Here is a 5,257-nt window from a genome sequence, read left to right as displayed (position 1 = left end):
GAATCGTGCGAAGATCACGATGAAGGCGAGACCCAGCACGTACGCGATGAGCTTGTCGTTCGAAACGGCCGTGCTTTCCCATGTTCCTTGAAAGGCGAGCGGCAGCTGCGTGCCCAGCAACACGAACACCACGCCGTTGAGCGCGAAGGACAGCACCCGCCAAACGCTTGTCGAGACGATGTTCATGCGCGAGATGGACGGCCCGATGACGCGCGGCGAGATGACGTTCACGAGACCTGCCGCCACCACGGCCAGGATGCCGCTCGTGTGCAGCGCGTTGGCCACAAGGTACACGATGAACGGCGTGAACACCTCGAACAACACGTGGAAGGTCGTGTTCTCCAGGCCCCACGAGCGAACCTTGCGCACAAGGAAGTTGCCCAGGTAGCTCAGGGCGATGCCCATGAGGATACCGCCGAAGAAGCTGAACAGGAAGTCGGCTGTGGCGTCGACGAGGGAGAACGTGCCGGTGACGGCGGCTGCGATGGCGAATTGGAACGCCACGATGCCCGAGGCGTCGTTGATGAGCGACTCGCCTTCGAGAATGCTCTTGGAACGTGAGGAGATGCTCGTTTCCTTGGAAAGCGACGCTACCGCCACGGCATCGGTCGGGCCGAGCGCCGCGCCCAGCGCGAAAGCGGCGAACAAGCTGATGGACGGCACGAGCCAGTGGACGGCGAACCCCACGACGAGCGCCGTGGCAAGCACCAGTCCGATGGCCAGCGACAGCACGGGCTTGCGGTTGCGCCACAGCGATGCCTTGTCGATGTTCTTGGCCTCGTCGTAGAGCAAAGGAGCGATGAACAGCACGAGGAACAGCTTGTCATCGAGTTCGATCTTGATTTGCGAGGAAGCGAGAAGCGCGATGCCGAGGCCAAGCAGGATCTGTATGAGGGGCGAGGAGATCTTGGGCACCAGCTGGTCGATGACCGACGAGACGAGGACGGCCGCCAGCAAGAGCAGGGCGAGCATGAGCGCTTCCAAGGGCTCCTCCATTCGTTGGGATGGGATCGACCCTTTTATTGTAACCGAGCCGGTCGCATCCGCTCGGCTTTGCGCACGAAATGAGCGGAAGGCGTTATTTGGGCCGCCCGCCCGCTACGGCGATGCTCGCTTTGATGTAGAGCGTGTAGGCGACAGCCGCCGTGGAAGCCAGCACCAGATCCCGCTCGAAATCCCCCTCATTTTCTCCGCTCATCAGGCCTTTCGGGCTGGTTGGAAGGGGTGCGAACAACGCTCGCAGCGCGGCTTCGAACGCATCGCAGTAGTAGTCGTAGGCCACGCGCGTGTCGAAGCTGGCGATTTGCATGCGGATGAGCCGGTCGATTTCCGCTATGGAGAACGTCTGCTTAAGGGTGCAGATGACGATGAGGTATGCGATGTGGGAGCGCGTGTACTTCTTGCCTGCGGCCGATGCCAGCACGCCCTGCTTCACGTAGTTGTTCACCATGGAACGCGTGATGATCTTCTCGCCGGGCTGGTACAGCGGAGCCAACGTGTCTTCGAGAAAACCCACCAGTTGGTCCATGTACAGGTCGATGGAGGGTATCTCGTCGTAGCGAGGGAGGTGCAGGGAGACGAGATGCTCGGCATAGGTCGATGTGCTGACGGATGCGTCGTTCATGAAGGAGCCTTTCGCGCGCGTGCGGAGGAAACGAAACGAGCATAGCAAGGCGACCGTTTGGAGTCAATCTTTAGAACTGCTTGACATAGTACGTTTCAACCAATAATCTAGTTATTGATACTAGATAGTAACCCGGGTGATGCCCGGACGAACGAAAGCAGGTCGCATGGACACCTCTCGCATCGCTCTCGTCATCGACTCGTGCACCGACGTGCCGCCGGCGGACGTCGAGCGGTACGGCATGTACGTCGTGCCGTTGCAGGTGAACTACGAACGCGAGAGCTTTCTCGATAAAGTGACCATCACGCCGCAACAGGTATACGACCGCTTCTCCGAGGAGATCCCCACTACGTCCACGCCGACTCCTGCGATTGCGCGCGAGGTGCTGCAGCGCGTCGTGGACGACGGTTACGAGCAGGCCGTCATCGTCACTATCTCGAGCGGCCTGTCGGCCACATGCGAGCTCATGCGATCGATCACCGTCGGGATGCCCGAGCTGGACTGCTGCATCGTGGACACGAAGAACATCGGCATGGGCGCGGGCTTGGTCGCGCTTGCGGTGGCGCGCAGGCTGGCCGACGGCGCCACGCTCGACGACCTGCGACGCGACAGCGAGCGCATCGTGGAGAGCACGAAGGTGTTCTTCTGCGTGGACACGCTGGAATACCTGCATAAGGGCGGCCGCATAGGCAACGTGACGTACGCGGTGGGCAGTCTGCTGGACATGCGCCCGGTGATCACCTGCAACGAGAAGGGCGTGTACTGCACCGTGGCGAAGGCCAAGGGTCGCCGTCAATCGCTGAAGAAGGCCATGCGCTGCGCCGAGGAGGCAGCGGCGCGGTATCCGCGTTGCACGATGGCCGTGGTGAACGGCGATGCCGCTGCGGAGGCGGCCGAAGTAAAGCACGAGCTGGAGCAGCGCGTGCACAACGTGGACGCCTGGTACGAAGGGCAGATCAGCCCCGTGCTCGTGGTGCATACCGGCCCCGGCCTCATCGGCATCGGCGTCTGCGGAGCGTAAACCCTTCCGTCGCTACGCCAGCGGGAGGGCGAGGGTCACGGAGAAGCCTTCGCCCGGCGCGCCGTCGAGGGAGAGCGATCCCTCGTGCGCGCGGGCGATGCGGTCGACCAGAACGAGCCCCAGGCCGTGATCGCGGTTGAACGACCCGGCCGCGCTGCGCGCCGTGCGCGAGCGCGCGAGGCGCGCTTCGAGCGCGGCGAGGTCGGCAGCCGCGATTCCAGCACCGTCGTCGCTCACGCGGATCGTGCAGTACGCGTTGTCTCGCAGCGCCAGTTCGACGCTGATCGTGCATCCCTGCTCGTTGTGCAGCCGCGCGTTGGAGATGGCGTTCTCCACCGCGCGCGTGAGCAGCCTCTCGTCCCCCAGCACCACCGCGTTCAGCGCGTCCTCTGCGATGTCGAGCTCGATAGGATGCGCTTCGTCCAGCCCGCTGTTCGCATGCGCGGCCGCCACGGTGCGCAGCAGGCGCGCCGCATGCACGCGTTCCAGGCGCATCGGCTGCATGTCGTAGTCCAGCTGCGAGGCGGTGTTGAGATCGGTGACGAGGTCCTTGATCTTGAGCCCCTGCGCTCTGATGACCCGCGCGCTTGCGCGCGCCTCTTCGGCTGCGCCCTCGTCCTGCACGAGCGCGTCGGCGTAGCCGAGAATCATCGACAGCGGCGTGCGGATGTCGTGGGAGATGCCGCGAATCCAGCTTGCGCGCGCGGCGTCCTTCTGCTCGATGACGGCGCTCGTCTCGGTGATCTGGTCGCCGATGTCGCGCAGATCCCCTTTGAGGTGCAGCTCGGCCGCGCGCCCGTCAGACAGCGCGTCGAGCGCTTCGGCGATGGGAGCCACGGCGTTTTGCGTCCGGCGACGCGACACCGCGTAGATGGTGTACAAGATCCCGAGGTCGACTGCGAATATCAGCAGCACGTACAGCGGGAAGTTGCGCACGGTCGACGCGGGGTAGGTGAGCGTCATCGTCCAGAACTCGTTCTTCGGGAAACCCACGACCAGCAGGCCGTCGTCCCGATCCCAGAAAAACGCCGGATAGTCGGCGACGGCCGCATAATGCGCTGCCATCGCCACGTCGTTCACGCTGAACCGGTCGGGCACGTCCTCCGGCTTGTCCTGCGACCAGGCCACCGCGCCGTCCGTCCCGATGACGAGCGCCCAGGCGTCCTGCTGGCCGAGCGCCTCCAGGCCGTTCTCCCCAAGCGTCCATGAGCCGTCGGCATCCTGCTCGAGAGCTTGGTCGACTGCGCGCGTCGTGGACGCGGGCGTGCCGTCGTTGAAGTTCGAGTTCGATTCCCGGTAGGCGATGACGGCGTACAGGAAGAAGTCGATGACCACGATGAGCAGCGCCAGCGCCACGAACAGCAGCAGCTGCTTGGTGAAGAAGCGCGCGAAGCCCGCCGGTCGCCTTGTGCGACGGTCTCGAGCAGATGTGCGAGGGGCGCGGCCCATGAGCTAGCCGCGCTCGACCAGCTTGTAGCCCAGTCCGCGCGCCGTGACGAGCGAAACCGGCGCCGACGGGTCTGCCTCGATCTTCTCGCGCAGGCGACGGATGTGCGCCATGAGCGAGTTCTCGTAGCCGAACGACGTGCCCCAGCACGCCTCGCACAGGGAATCGATGGTGACGATGCGCCCGGCGTTGCGCGCGAGCACGCTCAGGATCTCGTGTTCTTTGGCGGTGAGCGGCACCGTCTGCCCGTCGGCGCGCTCCACCTCGGCGGTGGCGAAGTTCACGCGGCTCGCAGCCAGCTCCAACAGCGGGTTCTCGGCGGCATAGCAGCGGCGCAGCACGGCGGCGATGCGCAGCACCAGCTCTTGGGGCAGAAACGGCTTCGCGATGTAATCGTCGGCGCCCAACGTGAGTCCCGACACGCGATCGAAAGGCTCGTCTTTCGCCGTGAGGAACAGCGCGGGCGTCGAGGTGTGCGCGGGCAGCTGACGGATGCGTCCGAGCAGCTCGAAGCCGTCCATGCCGGGCATCATCACGTCGAGCACGAACAGCTGGTACGCGTGCTCGGGGGAGGCGCTGCGCGCCGCGATCGAGGAGAGCGCTTCGGCGCTGGAATTCGCGATGTCGACGGAGGCGAACCCCGCGCCGTGCAAGATGGTGGCCACCATGTCGGCCAGCTCGCGCTCGTCGTCCACCAGCAGGATGCGCTTGCCGCGCAAGTGCGTCTCCACCATGCCGAATGCGCCGGTCATCGTCGAACCCCTTTCTCTTTCGTGCTTGCCAGTATGACACATGCGGCCGAGCGCGGTAATCCGCTTCTTCGTATCGTAAGGCAGCCGCAAGGTGCGGTAAGGAAGCCGCAAGGCGCGCTGCAAGGCGCTGTAAGGAGCGGCTCGTAACCTGGGAGCAGGAGCAAAACGAGAAGAAGGAGCTGAATATGGATGCAAGGGACGTCGGCGCGTCGACGGTGGTGGAGGTGCGCGCTCTCAGCAAGCGCTACGGCGCCGAGGGGCGCAAGCACGACGGCAGCGTGACGCAGGCGCTCGACCGCGTGAGCTTCGCGGGGTGCGCCGGCGAGTTCACCGGCGTCATGGGACCGAGCGGCTCGGGCAAGTCGACGCTGCTCAACTGCCTGGCCGCCATCGACGCGCCGTCGAGCGGGCAG

Annotated in this window: 6 protein-coding genes; 2 read left to right on the top strand and 4 right to left on the bottom strand. The window is 64.7% G+C overall.

The window, feature by feature from the left end:
- Together ACMO6A_RS03160 and ACMO6A_RS03155 are read right to left on the bottom strand one after the other, a co-directional pair.
- Positions 1–984 (bottom strand): cation:proton antiporter (locus ACMO6A_RS03160; protein ID WP_418470770.1); only part of this gene is annotated, 984 nt, incomplete at its 3' end.
- A gap of 94 nt (positions 985–1,078) precedes the next feature.
- Positions 1,079–1,624, bottom strand: coding sequence for a DUF1836 domain-containing protein (locus ACMO6A_RS03155; protein WP_009304197.1), 546 nt, complete (start codon positions 1,622–1,624; stop codon positions 1,079–1,081).
- A 166-nt stretch (positions 1,625–1,790) separates the two neighbouring features.
- Here ACMO6A_RS03155 and ACMO6A_RS03150 point away from each other — a divergent pair, with 166 nt between their 5' ends.
- Positions 1,791–2,645, top strand: a complete 855-nt coding sequence (locus ACMO6A_RS03150) for a DegV family protein (RefSeq protein ID WP_009304198.1) — start codon at positions 1,791–1,793, stop codon at positions 2,643–2,645.
- A 12-nt stretch (positions 2,646–2,657) separates the two neighbouring features.
- On the opposite strand, the gene ACMO6A_RS03145 is transcribed toward ACMO6A_RS03150, so the two are convergent.
- Together ACMO6A_RS03145 and ACMO6A_RS03140 are read right to left on the bottom strand one after the other, a co-directional pair.
- Positions 2,658–4,094 carry a sensor histidine kinase gene (locus ACMO6A_RS03145; RefSeq protein ID WP_009304199.1) on the bottom strand — a complete coding sequence of 479 codons (1,437 nt, stop codon included), beginning with the start codon at positions 4,092–4,094 and terminating at the stop codon, positions 2,658–2,660.
- Positions 4,095–4,097: 3 nt separating this feature from the next.
- Positions 4,098–4,844, bottom strand: a complete 747-nt coding sequence (locus tag ACMO6A_RS03140; RefSeq protein WP_009304200.1) for a response regulator transcription factor — start codon at positions 4,842–4,844, stop codon at positions 4,098–4,100.
- 185 nt (positions 4,845–5,029) lie between these two features.
- Here ACMO6A_RS03140 and ACMO6A_RS03135 point away from each other — a divergent pair.
- On the top strand, positions 5,030–5,257 hold a 228-nt coding region (locus tag ACMO6A_RS03135; protein ID WP_418470769.1), incomplete at its 3' end, for an ATP-binding cassette domain-containing protein.

Origin of the sequence: Eggerthella sp. (assembly GCF_048329335.1) — a bacterium.
Lineage (GTDB): Bacteria > Actinomycetota > Coriobacteriia > Coriobacteriales > Eggerthellaceae > Eggerthella > Eggerthella lenta.
This window is presented reverse-complemented; position numbering and strand designations above follow the sequence as displayed.